The organism is Micromonospora sp. NPDC002296, assembly GCF_040296145.1.
GTDB lineage: Bacteria > Actinomycetota > Actinomycetes > Mycobacteriales > Micromonosporaceae > Micromonospora.
The window spans coordinates 18,693-45,510 of record NZ_JBEOWQ010000015.1 but is presented as its reverse complement, the minus strand read 5'-3'; the positions used below and the strand labels follow the sequence as shown (position 1 = coordinate 45,510).

Here is a 26,818-nt window from a genome sequence, read left to right as displayed (position 1 = left end):
GGCATGAGGTCAGCCTGCGGTCCGTTTCCCCCGGGACTTTCGCGATGTCCCTCGGCGGGAGCGGCAGGGTGCAAGCCCTCAAGGAGCACCTGGACGTACCACTCGGCCGCGTCTTGATGATCAGGACTGGCCCTACGTGCAGCTTACCCGACTCCGGACCAGTCGCCGAATGTCGGCTGCCTCCACGCCGCCCGCCCCGAGCACGTCATCGAGACCGGTCGTGGACAGCTCGAACTGCTCACCGCCGCCGCCGTCCGGTCACTCAACGTCTACCATCGATTCATTTCGATCAGTACACTCGTGTCTGGTCAGCCACGCCACGACCGGCGTGATCACCAGCCCGGGAACGGGTTCGCCGAAGCACCTGCCGCACCTGGCTCCCCCCTTCTGATCAGCACCGTCGTTCCACCGGCTCCGAGGCGGTCCCGCCCTGGGCCGGTCCCATCCGGTGAGGAGAAGCGATGACCAGTTCACGCGTGCGGGGTCGGGTGCTCGCCTTCGCCCTGGCGACCGCACTGAGCGCCGCGCTGCTCCCGGGTGGACAGGCGGCCGCCGGGACTGCCGCCGAGGGAACCATCCGCTACGCCGGCACCGCCGACGCCGTACCGGGCAGCTACCTCGTCGTGCTCCGGGAGGCCCCGCTCCGGACGTCGGTGGGCGCCGCCGCCGCTGAGGTCAGCCGAGCGGCCGACCGGCTGCGGGCCCGCTACGGGGGCACCGTCGGCCACGTCTACGGCAGCGCCGTGGCCGGATTCGAGGTACGACTCACGGAGCGGGCCGCTCGCCGCCTCGCCGCCGACCCGACGGTGTCGTACGTCGAGCAGAACCGGGTCACGCCGCTGATCGGCCCCGGCGTGCAGACCAACCCGCCGTCGTGGGGACTGGACCGGATCGATCAGCGGAACCTTCCGCTCGACGGCCGGTACGCCTACCCGAACACCGCGCACAACGTGCACGTGTACGTCGCCGACACCGGCGTCCGGGCCACCCACACGGACTTCGCCGGCCGGGTCAGCGGCGGGATCGACCTCGTCGACGGCGCCCTTCCCGCGGACGACTGCAACGGCCACGGCACCCACCTGGCCGGCACGATCGGCGGCACCCGCTACGGGGTGGCCAAGGAGGTCCAGATCCACCCGGTCCGGGTGCTCGACTGCACCGGCAGCGGCACCACCGCCACGGTGATCGCCGGGATCGACTGGATCAGCGCGAACGCCCTCCGGCCGGCGGTGGTGGAGCTGGCCATCGGCGGCCCGGCCACCACCACCCTGGACACGGCGGTGACCAACTCGATCAATCGGGGGATCACCTACGTCACCGCCGGGGGCAGCTCGGGCGGGAACGCCTGCAACAACTCGCCCGGCCGGGTGCCGGCCGCGTTGACCGTGGTCGGCACCTCGTCCACCGACGCCCGGATGCCGAACGGCAACTACGGCGCCTGCATCGACCTGTTCGCCCCGGGGGCGAACATCCCGTCCACGTGGCACACCGGCGACGCAGCGACCGCCACGATCAGCGGCGGCTCGGCGGCCTCGGCCCACGTGGCCGGCTGCGCCGCGCTGGCCCTGTCGGCCAACCCGGGCTGGACCCCGGCCCAGGTCGCCGGCTACCTGGCCAGCCGGTCGACCGCCGGAGTCGTCACCGGCGTCGTCGCCGGCACCCCGAACCGCCTGCTCTACTGCGGCCCGTGACTCCGCGACGCCCACCGGGCGCCACAGGCGCTGTGTGGAACCGTCCGTTCGACCACAGTCCCGATCATGACAAGGCTCGACCGGAGCGGCGGTAGTGGCCGCTCCGCCGATGGCGGCGGTAGGCGAGGAAAGCAAGGAGAGCGCCCACGAGTGCCGCTCCGACAACGACAGGGACCGCTGTCCGGGTGCCCCCGGCGCTCCTGGCCACCACCGCCTTGACCGGTACGGGAAGGGTGATCGTGCCTTCCGCTGTGCGTCGCACCGTCCCGCTGGTCAGTTCGAGCTGGACATGCCACCTGCCGACGGACAGTGGCTCGTTCAGTTCGGTGCTGACCTGGCCGACCTGGCCGGGCAGGACCGTGACGCCGGCGGCGATTCTGAAGGGCCCGGCCTTGGACGAGCCGGACTCGCGGGACAGGGACAGGTTTCCGCTCATGTCGATCGCCCGTCGACCCGTGTTGCGGACCTGCGCGGTGACGACCGGCCACTGCCCGGGGCCGGGGCCCACCGCGATGTCCCCGATGCTGAAGTCGGTGGGCGGTTCCCCGCCCGGGCCGATGTTCAGGTAGATGCGCACACCGACGCGGTGGACCTGGCCGACGTTGCCACGGTCGGTCGGCGGGCGGGCGACCTGGGCGAGGACGGCGGCGTACCGCTCGCCCGCGGAGGCGGTTCCCGGCACGGCGATCTTGACCTTTACCACCTTCTTGGCACCTGGTGGCAGGTCGATGCTGTTCACCGCCGCGCTCACCCAGCCGCTCAGCTCGTTGCCGCCGCGGCCGTCGAGGGCAGTGAAGGTGTTGTTCTCGACGGTGGCGCCGACGGGGTAGAACTCGACGTGCTGTGATTCGGGTGAGGCGTTGTGCACCTCGATCCGGCGGTCGATCGTGGCGCCGGGCTTGAGATGGTCGATGATGTAGTTCCGGGCGCGCGGGTCCGTCAGCCGCGCGACCGGAATGTCCACGAGCCGGATGCCGATCCTCGCGTCGTCCCCGGCCGGCTCACGCGCTGCCCCGGCGCCGGCCGGCGCTGCGGGCACCAGGCACGCCAGGACGGCGGCCGATGCCAGCATCACCAGCCGGCGCGGGCGGTCACAGGACAGTGTGGGTCACCGTGCCCGTGTAGACCCCGGCGACGACGCCCTCGGGGACGTTGACCACGAGGGTCGGGTTCCAGGTGGCGGAGTTGTCGCCGCTGCCTCCGGTGTGGGTGAACGCGTCGCGCGGCACGTTGATGATCACCGCGTCCCCCGCACCCGCCTGGCCAGGGGTGAAGGTACCGCTGCCGGTGGTCGCGGTCGCCCCGCCGGACCAGTAGAGGACGTTGATGTTGGGGATGGTCTCCGGCCCGGTCGCCCCACCGGTGGTGAAGTCGGTGGCGATGGCCGTGGCGTTCCAGTTGGCGTTCAGGGCGGCGCGCTCGTCGGTCACGGCAACCGGCCCGATCTGTCCGGACACCGTGTCGCCCGGGTTGCCGCTGCCGATGTTCGCCGTCGCCGGAGCGCTGATCGAGAGACCGTCCTCGGCCGTCACGGTCAGCGTCACGATGGTGTCCGCAGTGTCCGCCGTGGCCGGCGAGGCGAACCCGAGGACGAGCGCCGAGCCGGCCAGGCCGGCCGCGAAGAGCTTGGATCTCATGAAACCTCCACGTATGGGTTAAAAGGAACAAGTCGGGATACTAGCTGCTACCTGCCGCTATCGGCGTGAAACGCGCCCCTGAATCCAGGGCCCCGGAGGTCGCTGCGAGGTTTCGGCTTCCGACCTCCGGGACCGGACGCGACTGGTAACCTCCGGGAAGCGACCGGGGCAAACCAGTCGTAACGGGGTAAATACCCCGGTCTCGCCCGAGGTGCCCGCAGCCGCACCAGGCCGGCCGCCACGCCCACCCGGACTGACCGGCGGCTCTCTCGATCGACAGTCGCGAAGGATCAGGACAGTGCATCTGACACCGAAGGAATTCGACAAGCTCACGATTCTCTCGATGGCTGTGGTGGCCAATGCCCGACGGGCCAGAGGAGTGAAGCTGAACCACCCCGAGGCCGTCGCGGTGATTTGCGCCGCCGCGATGGAGGGGGCCCGCGACGGCAAGACCGTCGAGGAGGTAATGAACGACACGCGCAACGTTCTCAGTGCGGACGACGTGATGCCGGGCGTGGGGGACATGTTGCCCATGATTCAGGTGGAGGCGGTCTTCACCGACGGCTCGCGCCTGGTCACCGTCCACTCACCCATCCGATAGGGGTACAAGCGGAGACGTGTTCTCCAGGAAAGCGGTGGCGACATGGCCAAACAACATCCCGGGCCCAATTCGAAGCACCTTCGACCCATCGGCGGATACCTGCTCAGCGACCAGCCGCTGGAGCTCAACGCGGGTCGACCGGTCACTGAAGTGGTCGTGCAGAACACCGGCGACCGACCGATCCAGGTCGGCTCGCACTTCCACTTCTTCGAGGCCAACCGGATGCTGGCGTTCGACCGCGAAGCGGCCTTCGGCAAGCGGTTGAACATCCCGGCGACGACGTCGATCCGCTTCGAGCCGGGCGACAAGAAGACGGTACAGCTCATTCCCTTCGGCGGCACACAACGGGTCTACGGGTTCAACGGGTTGGTCCAGGGCTGGACCGGCTCCGGCCCCATCCCCGGCTACCGTCCCGACCGGTCCGAGGCGATCCACAACGCCAAGACCCGGGGCTTCAAAACCAGCCCGGAAACGCAGGAAGACACCAAGAGCAAGAAACAGTAGATCCACTATTTCGCGGGCTGCCCGACCTCGGGCACGGGAGAGACTTCGATGAGTCAGATTTCACGCAAAGAATATGCCGGAATGTACGGCCCCACCACGGGCGACCAGATCAGGCTGGGGGACACCGACCTCCACATCGAGATCGAGAAGGACCTCCGCGTTCTCGGCGACGAGGTCATGTACGGCGGCGGCAAGACGCTGCGCGACGGCATGGGCGTCGACAATCAGTACACCAACGCCGCCGGCGCCCTCGACCTCGTCATCACGAACGTGACCATCGTCGACGCGACGCTCGGAGTGGTCAAGGCGGACGTCGGTGTCAAGGACGGCAAGATCGCTGGCATCGGCAAGGCGGGCAACCCGCGCGTGATGGACGGGGTCACCCCCGAACTGGTGACCGGACCGGGCACCGACGCCATCTCCGGCGAGCACCTCATCCTAACCGCGGGTGGCATCGACGCGCACGTGCACCTGGTGGCGCCGCAACAGGCGTACGCGGCGCTCAGCAACGGTGTGACGACGCTGTGGGGCGGCGGCACCGGGCCCACCGACAGCACCAACGGCGTGACCATCACCCCCGGCCCGTGGAACATCCAGGCGATGATGCGGTCCTTCGAGAACATCCCGATCAACATCGGCATCATGGCCAAGGGCAACAGCAGCGGCCGTGCGCCCCTGGTGGAGCAGATCATGGCCGGCGCGCCCAGCTTCAAGATCCACGAGGACTGGGGTGCGCCGCCCGCCGTGATCCGATCCTGCCTGGCCGTCGCCGACGAGTACGACGTGCAGGTCAGCATCCACACCGACACCCTCAACGAGAGCGGCTACATCGAGGACAGCATCGCCGCGCTCGAGGGACGGACCATCCACACCTTTCACACCGAGGGCGCCGGTGGTGGGCACGCGCCGGACATCATCAAGATCGCCGGCCAGCCGAACGTGCTGCCGAGCTCGACCACGCCGACGGTGCCCTACGGCATCAACAGCCAGTCCGAGCTCTACGACATGATCATGGTCTGCCACAACTTCAACCCGGCGGTCCCCTCCGACGTCGCCTTCGTGGAGAGCCGGATCCGCACGGAGACCATCGCGGCCGAGGACGTGCTGCTGGACGAGGGCGTCATCTCGATGATGCAGAGCGACTCGCAGGCCATGGGACGGGTCGGCGAGACCTGGCTGCGGACCATCCAGCTCGCCGGGCAGATGAAGATCGCCCGCGGCAAGCTCGCCGAGGACTCGGCCGCCAACGACAACTTCCGGGTGCTGCGCTACGTCGCCAAGATGACCATCAACCCGGCCATCACCCAGGGCATCTCGCATGTGCTCGGGTCGGTGACCCCGGGCAAGATGGCCGACCTGGTGCTCTGGGAGCCGGCCTTCTTCGGCACGAAGCCGAAGCTCGTCCTCAAGGGCGGGCTGATCGCCTGGTCGGTCATGGGCGACCCGAACGCCTCGCTGCCGACGCCGCAGCCCGTCTACTACCGCCCGATGTTCGGCGCCTTCGGCAGCCAGCTCGCCAAGAGCTGCGTGACCTTCGTGTCCCGCGCCGCCCATGAGAACGGGATCGGCGAGCAGCTCGGCCTGCAACGACAGATCCTCCCGGTCTACCGGACACGGGGCCTGACCAAGCGGGACATGGTCCGCAACGACAGGATGCCGAAGCTCGAGGTCGATCCGGAGACCTTCGCGGTGAAGATGGACGGCGTGCACGCGACCGTGCCGCCGGCCAGGAATCTCCCGATGAGCCAGCTCTACTTCTTCAGCTGACCCCACAGGACGTCTTCGCGGTCGTGCCGGGTTCCGGCACACCCGCGTGAAAGGAGAAACCAGTGCTCATCGAAACGGTGCTGGGCAATGTGAGCGAGCCGAACTGGACCGCCCGGCTGAGCCAGGCACGGATCGACGATCTCGTGCTCGACCAGTGGGACGCCCAGAAGAGCCGCCTGCGCAAGACGACCAGTTCCGGCGCCGAGCTGGCGGTCTCGCTCAACCGTGGCGTCAGGCTACGCGACGGGGACATCCTGGCCTGGGACGATCTGACCGCGACCGCGGTGGTGGCCCGGATCAGGCTCGGCGACGTGATGGTCGTGCACCTCGACGGGCTGCACGGGGAATCACCGGACCTGGTGATCCGCTCGGCCGTCGAACTCGGCCACGCCATCGGCAACCAGCACTGGCCGGCCGTGGTCAAGGGCGCGAAGATGTACGTCCCGCTCACCGTGGACCGCAAGGTCATGGACTCCGTGATGCGGACCCACGCCTTCACCGGGATCACCCACGAGTTCGTCCCCGGCACCGAGATCATCGCCTACCTCGCGCCGCACGAGTCGCGGCGGTTGTTCGGTGGCGCGGACTCCACGCCGCACACCCACCTCCCCGCCGACCTCAACTGAGGAGGCCGGCCGGTGCGCGCGATGGTCGAGACACTGAAACTGCTGCAGTTCGGCGACTCGGTCTTCCCGGTCGGCGCCTTCTCCTTCTCCAACGGGCTGGAGATGGCCGTCCAGCACGGCGTCGTCCATGACCGGAGGACCCTGCAGGACTTCGTCCGGACGGTCACCCGGCTCGCCGCCACGGGGGACGGCGTCGCCTTGCTCGCCGGGCACCGCGGCGCCGCCTCCGGCGACCTCGACCGGATCCGGCACGCGGACGAGGCCGTCTGCCTGCGCAAGATCAACGAAGAGATGCGGACCATGTCCGTACGCATGGGACGGAAGCTGGCCGAGGCCTCGACCCGGATCGTCGGGGAGTCGCTGCTCAAGAAGCGGATCAGCGAGTCGGCGAACGGGGTGCCGGTGACCTATCCGGTCGCGCTCGGAGTGCTCTTCGCCGAACTCGGGGTGAGCGAGGAGGACGCCTTCGCGGCCCACCAGTACGGCGCGGCCTCGATGGTGCTCGGCGCGGCGCTCCGGCTGATGCGGGTCGACCACCTCGACGCGCAGTCGATCCTCTACGCGGTCAACGAGAAGGTCCCCGACGACTACCGCGAGGTGCGCGCGGCGAACCTCGACGACATGCAGAACTTCGCTCCCCACATCGACGTTCTGGCGGCCGCGCACCAGCACGTGCACGTACGGATGTTCATGAGTTGAGCGTCCCTGGCCCAACCCGCCGGGCCTCCGGACCGCCCCCCGGAGAGATTCCGGCATCAGCAGGTCCCGAAATTGGTGAAACCTTCCAGAAGCAGAGGTCACGTCATGAAGTCGGCAAGTCGTATCGGAGTGGGCGGCCCGGTGGGCAGCGGCAAGACCGCGATCATCGAAGCCGTCGTGCCCCGCCTCGTGGAGAACGGACTGCGGGTACTGATCATCACCAACGACGTCGTCACCACGGAGGACGCGAAGCACGTGCGACGCGCGCTGACCGGGGTCCTGGTCGAGGAGCGGATCATCGGGGTGGAGACCGGGGCGTGCCCGCACACCGCCGTCCGCGAGGACCCCAGCATGAACCTGGCCGCCGTGGAGGACATGGAGGCCCGCTTCCCGGACAGCGACGTGGTGCTGATCGAGAGCGGCGGGGACAATCTCACGCTCACCTTCAGCCCGGCCCTGGTGGACTACTTCATCTACGTGATCGACGTCGCCGCCGGCGACAAGATCCCGCGCAAGAACGGCCCGGGGATCTCCAAGTCCGACATCCTCGTGATCAACAAGACCGACCTCGCACCGTACGTGGACGCCGATCTCGACGTCATGGCGCACGACGCGGATCTGATGCGCAACGGGAAGCCGGTCGTCTTCACCAACTGCAAGACGGGTGACGGCATCGACGAACTGGTCTCACTGGTCCGCCGCAACGCGCTGTTCGACGCCGAAGTGGTCGCATGATCTCACTGGACACCGTCCGGGAACTGGAGCCGTACCAGGACCAACCCGCCCAGTTGCCCGCCGCGTCCAACGGCAAGGTCGGCGTGCTGCGGATGGGTTTCGAGCGACGCGGCGACCGGACGATCCTGGACGACCTCTATCGGCAGTCGCCGTTGCTGGTGCAGCGGGCGCTCTACTGGGACGAGGAGATGCCGGAGCTGCCCTGCGTCATGATCCTCACCACCTCCGGGGGCGTGCTCCAGGGCGACCGCCTGCGGATGGACGTCGACATGGCGCCGGGCAGCCAGGCCCACCTGGTCACCCAGGCCGCCACCAAGATCCAGGAAATGGACGCGAACTACGGCACCCAGATCCAGACCTTCACCCTCGCCGACGACGCGTACCTCGAATTCCTCCCGGAGCCCGTGATCCCCTATCGGGGCAGCCGTTTCGTCACCGACAGTCGGGTGCGGCTCCCCGAGAGTGCCACCATGCTCTACGCCGAGGTGCTGCAACCGGGCCGGAAGTACTACCGCGACGGCGAACTCTTCGCCTACGACCTCTTTTCCTCCACGCTGCGCGCGGAACGGCCCGACGGTCGGCCTTTGTTCGTCGAGAAGTTCGTGGTCAGCCCCGAACGGTTCGAGGTGGCCCGGACCGGGGTCATGGACCACTTCCACATCTTCGGCAACGTCGTGCTGCTCACCAGCCCCGAGCGGGCCGCACGGGTCTTCGACCGGACCTCGACGCCGGTCTGGGACACCGAGACGCCGCTGGCCAGCGCGGTCAGCCGACTGCCGAACGACGCCGGGCTCATCTTCAAGGTCCTCGGGCGGGAGACGGAGCCGGTTCGCGCCGCGGTACGCGCCTTCTGCGTGGCCGCCCGCGAAGAGGTGACGGGCCGGACCTTCCCGCCGGCGTTCAGCTGGCGATGACGAGGCGAAGGAGAGGGTCATGACCCAGGTCGTGCGGGGCTGGAACGGTCTGAGCGACCGCAATCCGCTGATCGAGTTCGTCGACGCGTGCCTGCGCGGCGCCGCGCAGGTCGTCTTCCAGAACAATCCGCTCTCCGGCCTGCTCATCCTCGTCGCGATCGCCTGGGGTGCGTTCGAGAACGGGCAGCCTCGGATCATCGGCGGGGCGGTCCTCGGTCTCGTGGTGGGCACGGCCACCGCCATCATGCTCAAGGTGGACCGGCCCTCGTTGCGGAAGGGACTGTTCGGCTTCAGCCCGCTGCTGACCGGGATCGCCATCCCGACGTTCCTCGACGACCGGCCGTTGATGTGGCTCTACCTGGTGCTCGGCGCCGCGGCCACCACCGTGGTCACCCTGGCCCTGAACAGGGTCTTCAAGACCTGGGGGCTGACCGCGTTCACCTTCCCGTTCGTGCTGACCACCTGGGTGCTGTTGCTGGGGGCGTACCAGTTCAACCGGTTCACCGTCCTGACCAACATGACGCCGAAGTTCCCCGGCGAGGGGGCGCTGGCCGGCGGCCGTTTCGACTGGGACCTCATCCCGATCCTGTTCCGTGGGATCTCCCAGGTGTACCTGACCAACAGTTGGGTCAGCGGGCTGATCATCCTGGTCGCCCTGCTGATCAACTCTCGCTGGTCGGCGCTCTTCGCACTGGTCGGCAGTGCCGGCGCGACCCTGCTGGCGCTCTGGTTCGGGGCCGACGGGCTGTCGATCGACAAGGGCCTGTACGGCTTCAACGCGGTGTTGACGGCGATCGCGGTGGGCGCGGTGCTGCACCGTCCCGGTGTGCTCGTGACGATCTACACCCTCTTCGGAATCGCCTTGACGCTCTTCGTGCACGTGGCTCTCGCGACGGTACTCACCCCGCTGGCCATCCCCGTGCTGACCGGGCCGTTCAACATCGCCACCTGGCTGCTCTTGCTGCCCCAGCGGCACTTCGGGCAGGTGCCCGACCACGAAAGCGTCAAGGAGACCGTCGACTCCGCGGCAAGACGCACCATCCAACCCTTGCACAAGGAGAGGTGAGGTCCCGTGCTCGCTCAGAACGCGGTGAACCCGGGCGACACCGCCTGGGTGCTGGTCTGCGCCGGCCTGGTGCTGTTCATGACCCCCGGCCTGGCCGTCTTCTACGGTGGCATGGTCCCCGCCCGCAACGTGCTCGCGATGCTGCAACAGAACATCATCGCGCTGGGGGTCGTCAGCCTGACCTGGGTGCTGGTGGGGTACACGATCGCCTTCGGCGACGACGCCGGCACCGGCCTCTTCGGCAACCTTGAGCTGCTCGGGCTGACCGACCTCAAGGTTCCGCCCGCGCCCAGCCTGCACGTGGCCGCCGGCCAGGTGACCATTCCGACCCTGGCGTTCATCGCCTTCCAGATGATGTTCGCGGTGATCACTCCCGCGCTCGTCACCGGAGCCACGGCCGGTCGGCTGAGGCTCGCCGGCTGGGCCTTGTTCCTGGCGGTGTGGTCCATCGTGGTCTACGCGCCCGTCGCGCACTGGCTCTGGCATCCCGACGGCTGGTTGGCCAAGTTCGGCACCCAGGACTGGGCCGGCGGGATGGTGGTCCACTCCTCGGCGGGAGCCGCGGTCCTGGGGATTCTGCTGGTCGTCGGCCGCCGCCGTAACTGGCCACACACCGCCGCCCCGCCCAACTCGATTCCGTTGACCATCGTCGGTGCGGGCATCCTCTGGTTCGGTTGGTTCGGGTTCAACGCCGGCGACGGGCTCCAAGCCAACGGGGTGGCCGCCCAGGCACTCATCAACACCCACGTCGCAGCCGCGGCCGGCATGCTCGTCTGGCTGGTGGCGGAGCGGCTCAAGGACGGCCACTGCACGGTCGTGGGCAGCGTCACCGGTGCGGTCGCGGGGCTGGCCACGGTCACCCCCACCGCCGGCTACGTCAACACGCTCTCCGCCATCGCCATCGGCGCCATCGCCGGCATCGTCTGCCACACCGCACTCCGGCTGAAGTACCTGCTCCGGCTCGACGACGCGCTGGACGTCCTCGCGGTCCACTTCGTCGGCGGCATGCTCGGCTCACTGCTGCTCGGCCTCTTCGGCGACAGCGGCATCAACCCGCTGGGCGTGGACGGTCTCTTTCTCGGCGGCGGCGGGTCCCTGCTCTGGCACCAGATCGTCGGCGTGGTGACCGTGGTGGTCTTCTCCTTCGTGCTCAGCTGGGCGATCGCCGCCGCCGTGCAGGCGGTCGTCGGGCTCCGCGCCCCGGCCGACACGCAGGACAGCCTCGACCGGACCCAGCAGGACACCGACGCGTACCACCTCGGGAGCGTCGCGGGACTGAGTGGAACGGGGGCGGCCCAGCGCGGCAACCGGCGCGGGCAGGGCCGGTCCGCCGATCGGCCCACCCGGGGGGCGGCCCAGCGGGACAGGCTGGTCATCGCGATGCTGGATCCGGTTCTGCTGCCCGACACCCGGGAGCTGCGGGACACCCTGCTCAGCGCGGGAGCCGGCTCGATCGTGGTCTCCGACGCCACGGTCTCCACCGCCACGCCGGCCGCCCTGGCGCTGCCCCGGGGATACTGGCAGGAGCAGGATCTCCTCGACCGGGTACGGGTCGAGGTGCTGGTGGGGCAGGAAGCCACGGCCGCGGTGCTGGACGTGCTCAGCCGGTACGGCGCCGACCGGTCGGAGAGCTACGTGCAGGACGTCCGGCCCGCGACGGACCTACACTGACCGGTTCGGGTTGCCGGGGGCCGGCAGGGCGGTGCCCGGGCGCTGCGCGGGGGCCTGAGTCCACCGCTCTCACGTCCCGGCCCTGACCCGGCGGACCAGCAACGCCACCGGCACCAGCGCGAGCAGTCCCCAGGCCGGCACCCAGTGGGGTCGCTGCTGCGCCACGGCCCCGATGCCGCCCCCGATGGAGTAGCAGACGAGTGTGAGCAGTCCGAGCAGCGATGCCTGCCTGGCCCGGCTCCGGTCGGTGCCGGGGGCGGCGATCCACCGGACGATGTGCCCACCGGTCTTGGCGACCGTGCCCGACTGGTACGTGATGGTGGTCATCACCCCCGCCGTGCGGACGAACAGCGTCGTGAAAGCGCCCGTGGCGAGCCCGCCGGCAGCGGCCAGGACGGCCCGCGACACCGGACCGTCCTGCCCGTGGTGGAGCAGGACGTTGAGGAACGTCCAGAGCGCCAGGGCGAGCGTCGTGGCACCCAGGCCCCGCAGGGCCGGCGACCAGCGGCCCGGCAGGGAGCGGATCCAGGAGACCACGCCGGCCGCGGCGGCGAACGCGAGCAGCGAAGCGCCCGCGGCCGGCCAGGCCGGGTGCCATCCGGCCGGACCGATACCGAGGAAGATGAGGTTGCCGGACTGGTTGGCGACGAACGTGCCGTAGCGCAGGAACGCGAAGGCGTCCAGGAAGCCCGCGGTGCCGGTGCAGAGCGCCAGCACCGCGACGGGGCGACGGAACTCGCGGTACGAATCCTCCGGCCCCGGCCGGGCCGGGCCGTCCGGTGCCGGCGGCGCGGGTTGAGAGCTACTCATTGTCGTCGGCACCCCCGGGCGCACACGTCGGGGACGTCGCCTCGACCGGACCGCAAACCTCCCCCATGTTAGTTGATTTCGGACATGGAAGGGGTGCGCGGGCCCCCGCCGGTCGCAGGTCGTGATCCTGGACGCGCCTCCCGCCGGCGCCGTCAGTGCACCAGCCGGCCCATCAGCCGCTTGAGCTCAGCGGCCGGATCCGTGGTGAGGCCCCCGTGCACCGGACTGGTCTGGATCACCGTGCTGCGCGGCGCGGTGAGCCAGCCGAACCGTGCCCGCCGGGTGCCGGCAGCGATGCGGCCCGCACCGGGATCACCCGCGCACACGGCGCGGATCGCGTCGAGGGCCGTGGAGACCATGCCGACGTCGACGCCGGGATCCAGCGCGCGCAGCCGCTCGACGTCGACGTGCACGGCGGCGCCGAGGAAATCCGCACCCGGGCAGTAGAGCAGCGCCCCGACATTCACCTGCTCGCCGCGGTCGACCCGGGGAACAGCCCGCAGCAACGCGTAGTCGAAGCCCAGGGCGGGGATCGGGCGATCGGTCACGCGATCGCCTCCGTCGGCCACCAGCCACGCTCGCCCATCCGCCGGGCCAGCAGGTAATCGACGTACCGCTGCCGCAGCTCCGCCGGGTCGGCGGCCTCCGCCACGGAGTTCAGGCTCACCAGGAAGCTGTCGGGCACCAGGGCGACGACCTCCGCCAGGAGCTCGGCGGTCACGATCGCCGCCAGCTCGGCGTCCAGCTTCGCGAGGAACGCGGGGCCCAGCTTCGTCACGAGATCCGCGAGCACGTGCTGGGACAGGTCGTACCGGCGGTCGGCCCAGGCCGCCACCGATGGCCAGGAGTGCTGGAACAGCAGCGCCGCGCCGTGGTCGATCGCCCACAACTGGCGGTGCCAGATGAGCAGGTTGGGGTTGGACCAGGTCCGGTCCACGTTGGCGGTCAGTGCGTCCAGCCAGTAGATCCGGGCTGCTTCCTCGGGCGGCGGCTCCCACCCGACACCGTCGTAGCCCACCGATCCCGGCAGGAAGTCCATGCCGAGGTTCTCCCCGGCGCTGGCCCGCAACAACTCCTGAACCTCCTGGTCCGGCTCACGGCGCGCCACCTCCGGGTCGACGCCGACGACGGCGAGCTCGGGCACCCGGATGCCGAGCCGACGGCCGAGCTCACCGACGACGACCTCCGCCACCAGTGCCGCGCTGCCCTGCCCCGCTCCGCGGAACTTCACGACGTAGGTCCCGTCGTTGTCCGCCTCCACCACCCCGGGCAGGGAACCGCCCTCCCGCAGGGGAGTCAGGTACTGCGTTCCCATTACTCTCTGCAACAGAATTCCACCCTACTGACGGCCGATGGTCCGAATTTCACATACTGAACTGTATCAGTATACGATGGCGTATCCGAGTTCCCGGAGGGGGTCGATCATCATCAACAAGAGGCTGACGCGGCAGGAAAGCCGCGAGATAACCCGTAAGGAGCTGCTGCGGGCAGCAGCCGAGCTGTTCGCCGAGTGCGGCGTCAACGGCACCTCGGTCGAGCAGATCGTCGAGCGCGCCGGCTACACCCGAGGCGCGTTCTACGGCAACTTCGACGGCAAGCACGAGTTGGTCCTGGCCCTGCTGGAACAGCGGACCGAGCACGAGCTCAAGGAGGTCCAGGCGCTCACCCTGCGGGCGGGCTCGTTCGAGGAGACGATCGAGCACCTACGGGGCTGGCACCGCGAGCGGGACAGGAATTTCGCGAGCTGGCTGGCGCTGCGTACCGAACTCTGGCTCTACGGACTGCGCGATCCGGAGATGCTGCCGCTGCTGGCCGATCGGGAGCGGCGTTCCCGCGAGGCGATGACCCAGGCGCTCGCGCAGGGCTTCGCCGCCCGCTCGGTCACGCCACCCGCACCGGTGGAGCTGCTGGCCCTGATCGTGCACGCACTGGACGACGGGCTGTCCATCCAACGCGCGCTCTCGCCCGACGACACCGCCGGAGACGTCATGGACGCGGTGGATCTCCTGATCAGGTCCTGGACCGCCCTGGCCCGGACCCGTGCGAACGAGCCCACCGACCCGCCCGACCCCGGGAACGACACACCTCGCCCGTGAACCGGTGGCCGGCCGCCCCGAACCCGCTCGCCGCGGCCTTCCGGGTCAGGCCCGCCTGCTCCGCCACCGACCCGACGGTCCTCGGGATCGCCGGCGGCGTCGACCGCCTCCGGGTTTGTCCACTCGCACAACGTGGCAGTCGCCCACGGACCCTCCGGTCCGGAAACCGGTGTCCGCCGCCCTGTCGTCACTCGGCGGCGGAGACGCTCTCCACAACGGAATTCCGCTCGCGCACGGGCGGCTCCTCGGCCGGCTGCTCGCCCGTCGGCGGCTCCAGCCGACGCAGGGCCGGAACCAGCAGTGCGAACGCGGCGACCACGCCCCAGGCGACGGCGAGCAGCACGCCCGTCTCGCGCAGGCCGATCCCGCCGATCAGCAGACCCGCCACCAGCGTGCCCGCCGGCACGGCAGTCATGATGGCGGCGTTCTGCAGCCCCAGGACGCGGCCCCGGTAACGCTCCGGGATGCGCTCGGTCACCAGCACCAGGGCGAGGGCCTGCATGGGGCCCGCGCCGAACCCGGCTAGGGCGGCGGCGGCCAGCAGCACGGGGGTCGGCGGCAGCAGGGCCAGACCGACCGTGCCGAACGCGGTAACCACCTGGGCAGCGACGAAGACCGCCCGCCGGGAGAGCCTCGCGCCGGCGATCGAGTACCCGATCGACCCGCCGATGCCGCCCACCGCGAGGAAGGCCACCACCAGGCCGAACCCGCCGGGCGAATCGCGGGCGACCAGGTACACGGGAAGCAGGATGTTCTGCAGCGGTGCCAGGACGAGGACGCTGATCGTCACCACGAAGGTCATCGCGGCGAGCACCCGGTCGCCGCCGAGGACGCGGAAGCCCTTGAGCAGCTCGATGCGGATGCCGCCGCCCGCCTCGCCCGAGCCCCGGCCCAGCCGCGCGGGAAGCGTGGCCGTGGTCAACGCTGCCGCCGACGAGCAGGCCACGGTGATCCAGAGGACCGTGGTCGGGTCGAGGAGCACGAGCAGCCCACCCGCGGCGGCCGGGCCGACGACCAGGACCACGCCGTTGACGCCCTCGCGCAGGCCGGCCAGCCGCTCCAGACCGACCCCCGCCGCCGCGGCGACGTCCGGGGCCAGGGACTCGCGGGCGGTCATGCCGGGTACGTCCAACAGCGCGCCCGCGACGCCGAGCACCATGAACCAGGCGACGGTGAGCCCCGAGACCTGGTCGACGAAGGGCACCGCGGCCACCGCCAGCGCCGAGGCGAGGTCCGCCCAGATCGACGTCCGGCGCCTGCCGAACCGATCGATGACCAGCCCTCCGGCCACCGCCGCCACGAGCATGGGGAGCGCGCTCACCGCGGCGATCAAGCCGGCCGCGGCGGGGTCCCCGGTACGGACCAGCACGAGCCACGGCAGGGCGATCGCGGCGATGGAGTTCCCCAGCAACGACAGGGCGTGGGAGAGGAGGTAACGGATCAACACCTCGCCGATTCTGCGCGATCCCGTTCGCCCACGGCAGGTGAATATCGGGTTGTGTCGCGATCTGCGGGAACCCGGCGCGGACCGGGGCCGGCGCTTCGAATACGGGAGTGCATTAGGATATGATGCTGTATTTGAACGCGTCGGAGGAGGCCGCCATCGCCGCTACGGCTGACCCGGCAGCAGCGCCGGGAGCGGACGTGCCGCCCCGACTCCCGACGTCTGACGCCGGCCGCCCCGGGCGGTCGAACCACCACCACCTACACCCCGATGTGGAGATCCCGCAGCCATGAGCAGCAACACCTACAAGGTCATCGTCCGTGGCAAGTTCGCCCCGCTCACCGAGGAGCAACGCGCCTCGCTGCTCGCCCGGGCCGACGAGCACGACCTCTTCGCGGCCAGGTTCACCGACGAGGGCACGGTGACCTACGAACGGCCCCTGCGCATCTTCACCTTTCGCTGCCTCGTACCCGTCACCCCCGACGACAGCGAGGCAGTCGTCTTCGGGAAGGCGGAGGAGGCCGCAACGGCCGCCGTCCGCAAGCTCGGCGCGGACAGCAGCGACCTGCACTCGGTCTCCAGCGACCTGGAGGACATGCTCCGACGGCGGGGACGCTGACCCTGTCGGTACGCGCCCCGGCGCGTCGGACCGCCGGGCACTCGTCGAAAGGACGCGAGCCGTCTCATGACCCCTGAAGAACTCACCCTCCTGCTCTGCGAACCCACCCCGCGTCGGGTGTTCTGCGCGGTCGACCTGGGCGGGGCGACCCCCACGGAGATCCTCGCCGCCTCCGGTCTCGAAGCGTCGAAGGCCGCCCCGGCCATCGGGAAGCTCCTCCGGACCGGGTTGCTCAGGTCCGACGGGCCCGGTCGCCTCGCGGTGAACGAGGAAACCCTCGCCACGGTGGCGGCGGTGGCCGCCCTCCGGCAGGAGGAGCGGGCCGTCGCCGAGCAGCCCGACCCGCAGCTGCGCGGCTTCGTCCGCGGGGGCGTCCTCGTGCACCTGCCGGAGGAGGACGCCGACGCCCGGCGAACCGTGCTGCGGCACGTCGCGGAGACGGCCCTCGTCCCTGGTGACGAGTACGACGAACGCGACGTCACCGACCGCCTGCGGCCCTGGTGCGCGGGTGGCGCGGTCGACGCCGTCCACCTGCGGCGGCTCCTCGTCGACGGCGGCCTCCTGCGGCGGAACTCCGGGCGGTACGTGCTGGTCACCCCGGACGGATCCGTGGCGACGCGGTGACGCCGAGGACGACGGAGCGGCATGGTCGGCCGTCCACCCTCCCCGCGGCGCTTCGTCCGATCAGGGAGTGTCGGAATCGGGATGTCGGGGGCGGGAACGTTCGTGGTCTCGACACAGCCGGACACCGGCGTCCAATTCGAGATCACCCCGACCTACCGGCGCGGGAAGCGAACGCCGCGCCAAGGCCGGCACGGTGGAGGGCCGGCCAGCGACCAGCCCTCCACCGTTCTTCGCTCCGGCCAGGGCGACTCAGGCGCGGGCCTGCCCCTGCCCGGCGGGCCGGCGGGCCAACCACAGCCGGTGGGCGAACAGCATCCCGTAGCCGGCGAGGACCGCGCCGAGCAGCGCCAGCGCACCGGTGTCGGCGGAGCGGCGCGCCGCGTCCAGGATCACGCCCAGCATCGCCGCCGCGACGATCAGGGACACGTGGTTCGACGCCCAGAACACCACCGGCGTCATGCGCCTGGGGTCGAGGTCACGCATCGCGCCGCCCCGGAGCTGCCTGACGAGCCAGACCGACAGCGGCGCGGTGGCGGCCATCGCGGCCCAGACCAGCCACGGCAACCAGCCGAGCAGCGCGAGGACGGTGAGCATCGCGTACGCGACGAACTGCGCGCCGACGATCACGTGCACCGCCGGCTGGTAACCGATGATGACAGGCAGCGTCCGCTTGCCGACCATCGCATCCGACCGGCGGTCACCCAGGTTCATCACCATCATTCGGACCACCTGCAGCACCGCGGTGGGCGCCAGCACGGCCAGCAGCAGCATCGGCACGGTGCCGGCCTGGAGCACTGCCGCGACGGCGGGCCACAGGCCGTTGAGGATCGCGGCAACCGTCAGCTCTCCCGCGCCCCGGTAGTTCAGCCGCAGTGGCGGGGCGGTGTAGAACCAGGCCAGCACCACGGCCCCGGTGGCGAGCACGCGCGCCTGCCAGGACGGCATGACGGCCACCATGAGAGTCGAGGCGCTGAACAGCACGAACGCGGCGCCGAGCGACACCATGGGTGCGACGGACCCGTCCACGAGCGCCCGGCTGCCACCCGTCCACGGGGTGAAGTAGACGTTCGCCCGGTCGGCCTCCAGGTCGAAGTACTCGTTACAGTAGTGGGTCATGACGTGGACCGTCCACGCGAACAGTTGCGCGACGACGTACCAGGTGAGATCGAGCGGGTGGCCCTGGTGCACCGACACCGCCACGGCGAGGCCCACCGGCAGGACGTTGTACAGCAGGAAGCGCAGTCGGGCCAGCCGGAGGAAACCCCTCCAGGAAGTTCCGTCCCGCCCGGCGGCAGCTTGACGAGGTCCTGGGACCAACTGAGATTCCCGCATCGCGGCCATGGTCGACGCCTCCCCGTAGTCAGACAGTGGCAGCAACCTATATCTCGGGGAACGGCAACGGAAACGATCTGTCCGGAAAAAGCTCGATACCCCCTTCGGCGGACCCGCCCATTTCGCCAAGGACCGGAGGGGCCGGCCGCAGTCGCCCCGCCCATCCCGGGGCGACGTCGGACGACCGCGTCGAGGCGGGCGCCGGCCGCACCTGGACGGACATCCGGTTGACCGATCCGCATCCGCGTCCGACGCGATTCATTGAAGTCGGGAAGACGAATCGCATCAAACCCGCCGCAGGCAGCTTTTTTTGCGTCTTGACTAAACCATTGAACGTTGCTTTGATCAGCACTCATTGATGTTCCTGCAAGGGTCGCGTCGATGGCTGTCCGTCCCGCCCCGTTACCGCGCCGCGTCGAGTCGACCGTCCCGCCGGCTTGCCCCTGCGTACCTTGCTTCCGTGGAAGGAGTCCCTCCTTGTCCCCGTCCGGGAATCCGCCGCACGACCCGCCGCCCAACCACCCGCCCACCGCTACCCGACGCCACCGCAGGTTGGCCACCGCCCTGCTCGCCGTCTGCCTGCCGGCAGCCGCCGGGATCGCCGTGGCCACTGCCCCATCCGCCTTCGCCGCGCCGGTTTCTGTCGGCGTCCATCTCACCACCACGTCCGACGCCGCCGGCCGTACGGTCACGCGCGGACTGCAGCAGCAGACACCGGTCGGGTTCGCCGCCAGCAGCCCGAACGCCGACCAGACCATCACCGTCGACGACTCGGTCCGCTACCAGAACTTCGAAGGCGGCGGCGCGTCGATCACCGACACGACCGCTCACCTACTTCGCGGCGGCGTCGTCAGCGCCGCGACCCGCGATGCGGTGATGGCCACGCTGTTCAGTCCCACCACGGGCATCGGGCTGTCGTTCGTGCGCAACCCGATCGGCGCCTCCGACCTGTCCCGCCCGGGCAACGCGTCGCTCGACGACACGTGCTGCGACCTGGCCGATTTCGGCACGAACGGCTATGACACCAACGTGCGCCTGCTCACCCAGCAGGCGAAGCAACTCAACCCGGAGCTGCGGGTCAAGGGTGTGCCGTGGAGCGCGCCGGGGTGGATGAAGACCAACGGTCGGATGGACCAGATGGGATCGTTGAAGACCCAGTACTACGCGCTCTACGCCCAGTATCTGGTGAAGTACATCCAGTCGTACGCCCGCGCCGGCGTGCCGATCAACTACATCTCCGTGCAGAACGAACCCAACTGCTGCAAGGCCGACAACCCCACGGAGATGAACTATCCGGGTATGGCCTGGACGCCCGACCAGCTCATCGACCTGACCAAGAATCACGTCTACCCCGCGCTGCGGGCCGCCGGCCTCACCACCAAGGTGATGGTGCAGGACTTCAACTACGGCGACTACTGGACCCTCGGCCAGAACCTCCTGCAGGATCCGGCCATCCGGAACGACCCGCTCTTCGGCGGCATCGCCTGGCACGGCTACTGGGGCGAGCCCGACATCGGCACCGTGGTGCACCACGACTTCCCGAATGTGCGGCAGTTCAGCACGGAGCACTCGGGCGGGACCTGGATCAGCAACCAGCACAACGAGGATCTCAGCGACATCGTCAACTACGCCCGCAACTACAGCAGCAGCCTGATCAAATGGAGCCTCGCGCTCAACCAGAACCACGGCCCGCACAACGGCGGGTGCGACGCCTGCACCGGCCTGATCACCGTGCAGGAAGGCGGAGCACGGGCCGGTCAGGTCGACTACACCGTCGAGTACTACACGACCGGCCACCTGACGAAGTTCGTCCGCCCCGGCGCGCAGCGGATCGACTCCACCCAGACGTGGGGCGTGCAGAACGTCGCGTGGCGCAACACCGACGGATCCAAGGCGCTCATCGTGCACAACCCCGCCGCCGACGCCCAGCCCGTCAAGGTCAACTCGGGTGGCCAGTCGTTCACCTACACGATGCCGGCGCGGACCACGGCCACCTTCACCTGGAGCGGCGGCGCGACACCACCGACGACGCCGCCCGCGACCACGACGCCCCCGACGACCCCGCCCCCGACCACGCCGCCGCCGACCACGAATCCGCCCACCGGTTCCGGGACGGTCACGGGTCTGGGCGGCCGGTGTCTCGACGTCGTCGACAAGCAGAGCGGTGACGGAACGCCCGTGCAGATCTGGGACTGCCACGGCGAACCGAACCAGCAGTGGTCACGCCCCGGGGACGGGACACTTCGATCGCTCGGGAAGTGCCTCGACGTGAGCGGAGCGGCTACGAACAACGGTGCCAGGGTTCAGATCACGACCTGCAACGGCACCGCCGCCCAGCGCTGGACGGCCACCACCGCCGGCACCCTGGTCAACCCGCAGTCCAACAGGTGCCTGGACGTCGTGGACGTCAACAACTCCAACGGCGCCCGGCTGCAGATCTGGGACTGCCACGCCCAGCCCAACCAGACCTGGGTCCTCAACGGATAGCCGTACCGAGTCCGCCGTGGGCTGCCCTGTCCCGGTCAGCCCACGGCGGACCCCACTCGGGTCAGGACAGGACCCGCATCGATCCCCATGGTCCGTCGAATGGCGCCGGCCACGAGAACGGTCCCCGATATCGAGGAGGCGCCATGAGGCGTTCCACCATGACCGCGCTGGTCGCCGCATCGACGACCCTGGTCGTGCTCACGAGCACGCCGTCCGAAGCCGGCACGGCCGGCCACCCCGGACGCGGTGCGCTCGTGACCGGCACCTACTCCGCAGGCGCCGAACACGCATGGCAACAGCTGCCGACCGTCCGCGTCGGCGACGACAGCGGCCGACCCGTCGACGCGACCGTCGTGGTCGACCCCGGTCGGACCCGCCAGCGCTACGAGGGCATCGGGTTCTCCCTGGACGAGACCAGCGTCTCCAACCTGTGGAAGCTCACCCCGGCAAAGCGCGAGGAGGCCATCCGGCTGCTCGTCGACCCGTTGACCGGCGCGGGTCTCGACCGGTTCCGCCTGACGATCGGCAGCCCCGACCTGATCGAGCATCTGCCGTTCTGGTCGGCGGACGACCTTCCCTCCGGGGTCACCGAGGACTTCGGCCTCAAGCACTTCTCCATCCAGCGCGACATCGACCTGCACATCATCGACACCGTCAAACTGATCCAGCGTTACAACCCGCGCGCCACATTCTTCGCCTCGGCCTGGAGCGCCCCGGCGTGGATGAAGACGAACAACCGGTTCACCGGCGAGGTCGCGCTCCAGCCGGGCAGCACGACCAACTACCACCAGGTCGGCAAGCTGCGCGACGACTGCATCGACGTGTTCGCCCGCTACTACGTGAAGTTCGTCCAGGCGTACGCGGAGCGGGGCATTCACGTCGACGCGCTGACGCTGCTGAACGAGCCCGGCATGGACGTGGTCTACCCGGCCATGGACATCAGCGTGGCGCAGCAGCAGAAGCTGGCGCTCGCGATCGAGCGCGAGCTCGCCGCCGCCCGGCTGCGCACCCAGCTCTACGTGCACGACTTCAACTTCTGGGACTGGCGCGATCCGAACAGCGCCGGGACGAAGAACTACCACCGCATCCTCGACGACGCGCCGGACGGCTCCGTGACCGGTGAGCAGGTCAGCCGCGCGACCGACGGCATCGCCTTCCATCCCTACTGGGGCGACCCGCGGGTCATGCGCGACGCGTACGAGCAGACCGGCAAGCCGGTGCACCTGACCGAGACGAGTGACCTGTCCCCGGCCACGGTGCTGAGCTACTTCCGGCTCGACGCGAGTTCGTACGTCATGTGGGCACAGACCACGGACCAGGACGGGGGGACGCTGCACTGGACGCCCTCGCGCGACAACAACATCGACTGGGCGGAGGTCGGCCGGACGACGAAGTGGCCGAACCGCATGGTCAAGGTGAACACCTCGACCCGGGACTTCACCGTCCGGGACGAGCTCTACCAGCTCGGGCAGTTCTCGAGGTACCTGGGCCGTGAGCACGTGCGGGTGGAGTCAAGCGCCACCAGCGGCGGCGTCAGCAACGTCGTCTACCGGGACAGGGACAATTTCGTCGCCGTCCTCGCAAACAGCAACGACGCTCCCGCCACGACGCGCGTCGTGCTCGCCGCCAGGTCCTTCGTCGTCACGGTGCCGGCGCGTTCGTTCGCCACCTACCGGTGGAAGGCTGAGCTGCCGTCGGCGCACGGCAACCACGCCCCGATCCTGCGCGACGTCGCCGACGTGGTCGCCGACCAGTACAGCACGGTTCAGGTGCCGCTGACCGCGTTCGACCGCGACCACGACCGGCTCGCCTACTACGCGTCCGACCTGCCGGACGGCGTCCGCGTCGACGCCGCCACAGGTGTGGTGACGCTCCACCCGACCGTCGCCGGCGAACAGGACCTGACGTTCACCGTCACCGACGGCATGGCGAACGACACGGTGACCGTCCACGTGAACGTTCGGCCGCACGGCGCTCCGATCGGCGAACGGATCGAGGCCGAGGCCTACGTCGAGCAACATGGGTGGACCGAGGGGGGCAGCAACTTCATCGAGGACAACCCCACGGCCAGCGGCGGCAGGAACGTCGGCTGGACCGAGGGTGACAAGTGGCTGAAGTACCGCATCGACGTCGCCCGGGCCGGCACGTACGACCTCGAGGTCAGGGTCGCCACCGGCATGGGCTCCGCGGTCACGGACGCGCTGTCGCTGCGCGACGCCGCGGGCAATGTGCTGGCCACGGTCTCGGTACCGGACACGGGCGGCTGGGCCGCCTACCAGTCGGTGCACGCGACCGTCGAGCTGCCGGCGGGCGACCAGGTCGTCACGCTGTACTGCGAGACCTGGGGATTCAACCTCGACTACCTCCGGCTCGCGCCCCCGGCTCTGTCTCGCGAATCGTGAGTCGGACCTGACCGGCCACGGTCGGCTGTGCCGGCGCCGATGCTGCCACGCCGTCGCCGACCCGGTCCCGACCGGCCGGATACCCTCGCCGTCGTGACGCACGAGAACGAGATCACCGAGCCGACCGACCTGTGCCTTCCGGGCGGACGGCTCCAGCCCGCAGCGGTGGGCTGGAGCCGCCGCCCGGTGCACCGGGCGAACCTGCGCGGCTGGGGCCGCAACAAGCGCTGGGAGTACTGGGGCATCGTCACCCCGACCCACATCGTCGGCCTGGTCGCCTCGTCGCTGGACTACGCGGGCGTGCACGGCCTCTACGTGCTCGACCGTGCGACGAAGGTCGAGATCGACAGGGGTGCGGTGGTCCCCTTCGCCCGGGGCACGGTCTTCCCGCCGGTCAGCGGGGCAGGTGCCGTGCGCGCCCGCGGCGGCGGGCTCTCGATCGACATCGACCAGGGGCCGTCGGGGACCACGATCCGCGCCACCGCCCCCGGTCTGGAGGTCGATCTCGTGGTGCCGCTGCCGGCGGGTCACGAGTCGCTCGGCGTGGTGGTGCCCTGGAGCACCCGCCGGTTCCAGTACACCGTCAAGGACGTCGGCCGCCCGGTGAGCGGCACCCTGCGGGTGGCCGGGGTGGATCATCCGGTCGCCGAGGCGGACTCCTTCGCCGTCCTCGACCACGGCCGCGGCAGGTGGCCGTACGCGATCCGCTGGAACTGGGCCGCCGGCAGCGGCCCGGGCCGGGCGATCCAGCTCGGCGGCAAGTGGACCGACGGCACCGGCTCGACCGAGAACGGCCTCTTCGTGGACGGCCGCCTGCACAAGATCGGCGACGAGCTGCGCTGGGAGTACGACCGCGCCGACTGGCTACGACCGTGGCGAATCACCGGTGAACGGGTGGCGGTGGAGTTCCACCCCTTCCACGAGAAGATCGCCCGGACCAACTTCGGTGTACTCGCCAACGAGACGCACCAGTGCTTCGGGCACTTCACCGGTTGGGCGGCCGCCGACGACGGCGAGCGGGTCGACCTGGACGGCCTGGTCGGCTGGGCCGAGGAAGCGCGCAACCGCTGGTAGCGCCGGCCGGACCGGCGGCACCGTCCGCCGGCCCGGTCGAGGGGTCCATAGCCGCAGCCGGCCGTTGGCCCGCCGGAGGACCTCCTCGGGCAGCTTGAGCACCCGCCGGTCGTAACTGAACAGGCCGTTCAGCTCGTCCTCCACGTCGGACAGCTGGGTGTAGACGGTGGCCGCGAGACCGACCGGGATCGCGGGCACGATCTGCTCCTCGTGCAGCCGGGTGAACGCCCCGGCCAACTCGGCACCGGTGCGGTAGCGTTTGGCGCGGGGTGCCTGCTCCTGGTCCGGGCCCGGTTACCTGCCGGAGCCCGCCGCGCGGATCGGCTGCGTCCGCCACGCGGCCTGGTCCTCCGGCCGGCACGGCGGGTGGGCACAGAGGACGTACGAGTCCGGGGCCATCGCCCCGTGCCGGCCGCCGAGCGCGGCCATGACCGCCGCGTGCACCTCGCGCGGGCCGACGCGCCGGTCCGCCGGCGCGGCGTACCCGACGAGCGACCGGGTGCCGCCCGGCCCGGCCCGCAGGACGATCCGGGCCGTCGGATCGCCGGCCGCCTCCCGGAGCACCCGCTCGCTGGCGACGAGGTCGATCCAGGCGGAGTCGATCTCCACCCAGGCGTCGCCGCGCTCCACCCGGTCGAGTCCGACGAGGTCACCGAGCTTCTCGAAGTCGATGTCCCGCTCGGCGGCCGTCAGCAGGACCCGTTCCATCGACCACAGCAGCGCCGCCGCCTCGTCGGTGGTCACGTGCCGCACGTCGTGCGTGAGACCGACCACGACGGTGGGCCGCGTGTGCAGGATGGTGAGCCGGACCGGGTCGGTGGTGGTCGCGTCCAGGCCGCTCTCCACCTCGGTCCCCCGCACCGGCACCCCCGCGCGCCCGTCGAAGACACCGCCCCGGGTGGTGCTCATGTCGTTGATCACCAGGTCCCGGTGCCGCTGGCAGCCCCGCTGGGCACCGACCGACTGGACCATCTCCTCCACGGCAGTCGCGTCGAAGTAGGCGTACTGGTAGGCGTTGAAGATCGCGTGGTGCGTCCGCCGCAGGGTCTCGTCGAACGAGGCGGCCGGGGCGAACGGGACCATCGCGCTCTGCGCGATGCTGCCGACGAAGTTCTGCATGCGGGGCAGCGCGCGGTTGCTGTAGAGGCTCTCCAACGCCGCCAGGTCGGTGTCGGTCCACCAGGACAGCAGGGTCGCCATGGTGGTGACGAGGATGCTGGTCGGAGTGACCCTGGTCCGCTTGGCGACCTCGCCGAGCGCCGCGGCGACGGGCGCGGACCGCAGCGTCGCGAGCCGGTACTCCGGCGCCCCCTGCCGGCGGGCCGGGACGGAGAGCAGGCAGGGTGGAAGCGTGTGCAGTTGGTCCCGCCAGTAGCTGAGCGTCTTCGCCATCCGACGCCGCGCCTCGGGCGTCCGCTCGTGCTCGGCCTGGTCAGCGGGCTGCCAGACCGGCGGGCCCACCGTGCGGGCGGCGGGCGACGCGACGAGCCCGACGAACTCGTCCAGCACGATGCTCGCGCCCACCAGGTCCGCGACGGCGTGGGAGAACTCGAAGACGGCCCGGACGGGCACCCCGGCGTCCGTGGTCACCGCCATCCGGACGGGGAACTCGGCACCGTGGTCGAACGGGCGGGGCGGGTCGCTGATCCAGGTCCGGTCCCGCGCCTCGGGCCCGAGTTCGAGGAGCACCACGTCGACGTGGCCGGACCGGGACACCGACTGGGCCCGCTCGGCGGCGGGGCCCGCCTCGTACACCGTACGCAGCCCCTCGTGGCGGGACACCAGCACGCCGACCGCTTCGAGCACCTCGTCGACGGTGTGCCCGGCGGGAAGGTCGGCGTGCACGACGAACACCGCCCCACTGCCCTCGTGCGGCAGCCAGTCGAAGACGTTGCCCTGGCCGTGGGGCATCGGCCACCGGCCCGAGCGGCGCCCCGCGAAGGGCACCCGCACCGTCCGTCGGGCGATCGACGTCTCGGCTGTGGTCATCTGGCTACCCCCAGGTCTGGATGGTCGGGC

24 protein-coding genes are annotated in these 26,818 nt (G+C 70.2%); 16 read left to right on the top strand and 8 right to left on the bottom strand.

The window, feature by feature from the left end; genetic code table 11:
* Positions 1-461 precede the first annotated feature (461 nt).
* Positions 462-1,691 (top strand): S8 family peptidase, encoded by a 1,230-nt coding sequence (locus tag ABT023_RS14635; RefSeq protein ID WP_350885467.1) that lies wholly within the window; start codon positions 462-464, stop codon positions 1,689-1,691.
* Positions 1,692-1,755: 64 nt separating this feature from the next.
* Here ABT023_RS14635 and ABT023_RS14630 read toward each other — a convergent pair whose 3' ends face one another.
* Positions 1,756-2,766, bottom strand: coding sequence for a hypothetical protein (locus ABT023_RS14630; RefSeq protein ID WP_350885465.1), 1,011 nt, complete (start codon positions 2,764-2,766; stop codon positions 1,756-1,758).
* A 16-nt stretch (positions 2,767-2,782) separates the two neighbouring features.
* Positions 2,783-3,328 carry a hypothetical protein gene (locus ABT023_RS14625; protein ID WP_350885463.1) on the bottom strand — a complete coding sequence of 182 codons (546 nt, stop codon included), beginning with the start codon at positions 3,326-3,328 and terminating at the stop codon, positions 2,783-2,785.
* A gap of 298 nt (positions 3,329-3,626) precedes the next feature.
* Here ABT023_RS14625 and ABT023_RS14620 point away from each other — a divergent pair, with 298 nt between their 5' ends.
* The 9 genes from ABT023_RS14620 to ABT023_RS14580 all read left to right on the top strand — a co-directional run bounded on the left by ABT023_RS14620 (position 3,627) and on the right by ABT023_RS14580 (position 11,911).
* Positions 3,627-3,929, top strand: coding sequence for an urease subunit gamma (locus ABT023_RS14620; RefSeq protein WP_350885461.1), 303 nt, complete (start codon positions 3,627-3,629; stop codon positions 3,927-3,929).
* A 42-nt stretch (positions 3,930-3,971) separates the two neighbouring features.
* Complete coding sequence (locus ABT023_RS14615; protein ID WP_502890676.1) at positions 3,972-4,433, top strand: urease subunit beta; 462 nt, start codon at positions 3,972-3,974, stop codon at positions 4,431-4,433.
* A gap of 48 nt (positions 4,434-4,481) precedes the next feature.
* Positions 4,482-6,200, top strand: coding sequence for an urease subunit alpha (locus ABT023_RS14610; protein ID WP_350885459.1), 1,719 nt, complete (start codon positions 4,482-4,484; stop codon positions 6,198-6,200).
* A 62-nt stretch (positions 6,201-6,262) separates the two neighbouring features.
* Positions 6,263-6,826, top strand: a complete 564-nt coding sequence (locus ABT023_RS14605) for an urease accessory protein UreE (RefSeq protein WP_350885457.1) — start codon at positions 6,263-6,265, stop codon at positions 6,824-6,826.
* Positions 6,827-6,847: 21 nt separating this feature from the next.
* On the top strand, positions 6,848-7,525 hold the full coding sequence (locus tag ABT023_RS14600) for an urease accessory protein UreF (protein WP_350885592.1): 678 nt from the start codon (positions 6,848-6,850) through the stop codon (positions 7,523-7,525).
* A 105-nt stretch (positions 7,526-7,630) separates the two neighbouring features.
* Positions 7,631-8,260, top strand: a complete 630-nt coding sequence (ureG, locus tag ABT023_RS14595; protein ID WP_350885456.1) for an urease accessory protein UreG — start codon at positions 7,631-7,633, stop codon at positions 8,258-8,260.
* Positions 8,257-9,174, top strand: a complete 918-nt coding sequence (locus tag ABT023_RS14590; protein ID WP_350885454.1) for an urease accessory protein UreD — start codon at positions 8,257-8,259, stop codon at positions 9,172-9,174. Before ureG ends, ABT023_RS14590 begins: the two co-directional genes overlap by 4 nt.
* A 19-nt stretch (positions 9,175-9,193) precedes the next feature.
* Positions 9,194-10,240, top strand: a complete 1,047-nt coding sequence (yut, locus tag ABT023_RS14585; protein WP_350885452.1) for an urea transporter — start codon at positions 9,194-9,196, stop codon at positions 10,238-10,240.
* A 6-nt stretch (positions 10,241-10,246) separates the two neighbouring features.
* Positions 10,247-11,911, top strand: coding sequence for an ammonium transporter (locus ABT023_RS14580; RefSeq protein ID WP_350885450.1), 1,665 nt, complete (start codon positions 10,247-10,249; stop codon positions 11,909-11,911).
* 69 nt (positions 11,912-11,980) lie between these two features.
* On the opposite strand, the gene ABT023_RS14575 is transcribed toward ABT023_RS14580, so the two are convergent.
* From ABT023_RS14575 to ABT023_RS14565, 3 genes are all read right to left on the bottom strand, one after another.
* Positions 11,981-12,721: a DUF1275 family protein gene (locus ABT023_RS14575; RefSeq protein ID WP_350885448.1), complete on the bottom strand. Its 741-nt coding sequence runs from the start codon at positions 12,719-12,721 to the stop codon at positions 11,981-11,983.
* A gap of 152 nt (positions 12,722-12,873) precedes the next feature.
* A complete protein-coding gene (locus tag ABT023_RS14570) occupies positions 12,874-13,269 on the bottom strand; it encodes a DUF3037 domain-containing protein (protein ID WP_350885446.1) in 396 nt (131 codons plus the stop codon).
* On the bottom strand, positions 13,266-14,048 hold the full coding sequence (locus ABT023_RS14565; protein WP_350885444.1) for a HipA family kinase: 783 nt from the start codon (positions 14,046-14,048) through the stop codon (positions 13,266-13,268). The genes ABT023_RS14570 and ABT023_RS14565 overlap by 4 nt, the downstream gene beginning before the upstream one ends.
* Before the next feature lie 64 nt (positions 14,049-14,112).
* On the opposite strand from ABT023_RS14565, the gene ABT023_RS14560 reads away from it, so the two are divergent.
* Positions 14,113-14,817: a TetR/AcrR family transcriptional regulator gene (locus ABT023_RS14560; RefSeq protein WP_350885442.1), complete on the top strand. Its 705-nt coding sequence runs from the start codon at positions 14,113-14,115 to the stop codon at positions 14,815-14,817.
* 187 nt (positions 14,818-15,004) lie between these two features.
* Here ABT023_RS14560 and ABT023_RS14555 read toward each other — a convergent pair whose 3' ends face one another.
* The gene (locus ABT023_RS14555; protein ID WP_350885440.1) at positions 15,005-16,264 is read right to left on the bottom strand and encodes an MFS transporter; all 1,260 of its coding nucleotides are present in this window, start codon (positions 16,262-16,264) and stop codon (positions 15,005-15,007) included.
* A 286-nt stretch (positions 16,265-16,550) separates the two neighbouring features.
* Between ABT023_RS14555 and ABT023_RS14550 the strand changes: the two genes are divergently transcribed.
* A complete protein-coding gene (locus tag ABT023_RS14550) occupies positions 16,551-16,880 on the top strand; it encodes a DUF6204 family protein (RefSeq protein WP_350885438.1) in 330 nt (109 codons plus the stop codon).
* A 66-nt stretch (positions 16,881-16,946) separates the two neighbouring features.
* Positions 16,947-17,504, top strand: coding sequence for a DUF2087 domain-containing protein (locus ABT023_RS14545; RefSeq protein WP_350885436.1), 558 nt, complete (start codon positions 16,947-16,949; stop codon positions 17,502-17,504).
* 249 nt (positions 17,505-17,753) lie between these two features.
* Here ABT023_RS14545 and ABT023_RS14540 read toward each other — a convergent pair whose 3' ends face one another.
* Positions 17,754-18,836, bottom strand: coding sequence for a prenyltransferase (locus ABT023_RS14540; protein ID WP_350885434.1), 1,083 nt, complete (start codon positions 18,834-18,836; stop codon positions 17,754-17,756).
* 477 nt (positions 18,837-19,313) lie between these two features.
* On the opposite strand from ABT023_RS14540, the gene ABT023_RS14535 reads away from it, so the two are divergent.
* The 3 genes from ABT023_RS14535 (at position 19,314) to ABT023_RS14525 (ending at position 24,799) form a co-directional block, all read left to right on the top strand.
* Positions 19,314-21,323, top strand: coding sequence for a ricin-type beta-trefoil lectin domain protein (locus tag ABT023_RS14535; protein ID WP_350885432.1), 2,010 nt, complete (start codon positions 19,314-19,316; stop codon positions 21,321-21,323).
* A gap of 143 nt (positions 21,324-21,466) precedes the next feature.
* Positions 21,467-23,725 carry a carbohydrate-binding protein gene (locus ABT023_RS14530; protein WP_350885430.1) on the top strand — a complete coding sequence of 753 codons (2,259 nt, stop codon included), beginning with the start codon at positions 21,467-21,469 and terminating at the stop codon, positions 23,723-23,725.
* Positions 23,726-23,818: 93 nt separating this feature from the next.
* Positions 23,819-24,799 (top strand): DUF2804 domain-containing protein, encoded by a 981-nt coding sequence (locus tag ABT023_RS14525; protein ID WP_350885428.1) that lies wholly within the window; start codon positions 23,819-23,821, stop codon positions 24,797-24,799.
* A gap of 294 nt (positions 24,800-25,093) precedes the next feature.
* Here ABT023_RS14525 and ABT023_RS14520 read toward each other — a convergent pair whose 3' ends face one another.
* On the bottom strand, positions 25,094-26,788 hold the full coding sequence (locus ABT023_RS14520; RefSeq protein WP_350885426.1) for a condensation domain-containing protein: 1,695 nt from the start codon (positions 26,786-26,788) through the stop codon (positions 25,094-25,096).
* Between the last annotated feature and the right edge of the window lie 30 nt (positions 26,789-26,818).